A 1,600-nucleotide genomic window follows, 5' to 3' on the forward strand; every position below is an offset into this window, starting at 1 on the left:
CTGGGGTATCCATGATGGTAGACCTCAAGGTGATGGCCTACTTCAAGCTTAGCCTTTCAACACGTAATTGGGACATAGCCTTTTTTATGGTGGCTGCCAGCACCGGCGGGTGGCCGACGCACGGTTTTATCCCTCTTCATCCGAATAAAGAGCCTCCGTCGACATTGGTCTATCTCCCCGGATGCGACAAACGTTTTAACCACTGCTGCAACCGTGAAGCAAGGTGGCGCTGCGCTGTGGTTGACTGGGGCTGGAGTGGCTCGCTGCCAGGCGGGCCGTGCCATTCATCTTTCACTCAACTGCGACTTGCCAGTGTGGCTTTTGCCCTGTTGATAAGCGTCACATCGAAAACGGCTACTTTTAACAAGAAAAGCAACATATGGAAGTTGAAATTTTGGCCGACTCAGGAAAGAATGCGCGCTCGGTTATTGGCGTCGTGGGGCAGGTTGACCCGCCACTGGCAGACCGAGGATGAGACGGCCCCCGGCCCATTTGGTACAGGAAACCACACAGGAATTTTATGAATCCCCTTCGCACTGCCGCTTCGGCCCTTTTATGCACATTTGCGCTGGTCAGCCAGCAGGCTGCCGCCGTCGAGTACCGTCTGCCTGCGGCCAACAGCCGCCTGATCGGTGAAAATCAGGAATACGTGGTGCCTGCGGACAACCGTCCGCTGGAGCAGATCGCTGCTGACTTCCAGCTGGGTCTGACCAACATCATGGAAGCCAACCCGGGCGTTGATCCCTATCTGCCGAAGGCGGGTAGCACCCTGATCATCCCCCACCAGCTGATCCTGCCCAACGCGCCCCGCGAAGGGATCGTCATCAACGTTGCCGAGATGCGTCTCTACTACTACCCGAAAGGGAAGAACGTGGTGGAAGTACTGCCCATCGGCATCGGTCAGCTGGGGGTAAACACCCCGGAGAACTGGATCACCAAGGTAGAGCGCAAACGCGCTAACCCGACCTGGACCCCGACCGAGAACATCCGTCGTCGCTATGCCGCCCAGGGCAAGACTCTGCCGGCAGTATGGCCAGCGGGTCCGGATAACCCCATGGGTCTGCATGCCCTCTATATCGGCAACCTCTATGCCATCCACGGCACCAACGCCACCTTCGGTATCGGTCTGCGGGTGAGCAGCGGTTGCGTGCGTCTGCGCGCTGACGACATCAAGTATCTGTTCGACAACGTGCCGGTCGGCACCCGCGTCCAGTTCGTCAACCAGCCGGTCAAGACCACGGTCGAGCCGGATGGCGGTCGCTACATGGAAGTACATGAGCCGCTGTCGCGCACCGAGGAGGAGTTCAACTCCACCGCCTCCGTGCCGCTGCCCATGACCCCGGCCACCACCCGCTTCATCGCCCACATGGACAGCGACTCCAACGTGGTCAAGCAGGTGCTGGAACAGCGTACCGGCATGCCAACCCGTCTCAATCCCTGATTGAACACTCTGCCAGCGCAGAGGCACTGGCAAGGCAGGCAAAGAAAACGGCGACCAGATGGTCGCCGTTTTTTATGGCTATGTCCCAATTACGTGTTGAAAGGCTAAGCTTGAAGTAGGCCATCACCTTGAGGTCTACCATCATGGATACCCCAGCCT

At 58.3% G+C, this 1,600-nt stretch carries 2 protein-coding genes; both read left to right on the forward strand.

Annotated elements, in window-relative coordinates:
* The coding region (locus ACW5W8_RS23610) for a hypothetical protein (RefSeq protein WP_498630854.1) at window positions 1–524 on the forward strand (524 nt) is incomplete at its 5' end.
* Complete coding sequence (locus ACW5W8_RS23615) at window positions 521–1,441, forward strand: L,D-transpeptidase family protein (RefSeq protein ID WP_498630856.1); 921 nt, start codon at window positions 521–523, stop codon at window positions 1,439–1,441. The genes ACW5W8_RS23610 and ACW5W8_RS23615, both read left to right, overlap by 4 nt.
* Window positions 1,442–1,600 lie beyond the last annotated feature (159 nt).

This window comes from Aeromonas aquatilis (genome assembly GCF_054052405.1).

What these genes read in the sequence shown, in the direction of transcription:
- ACW5W8_RS23615 (WP_498630856.1), top strand. Translation starts at nt 521, where the DNA reads ATGAATCCCCTTCGCACTGCCGCTTCGGCCCTTTTATGCACATTTGCG.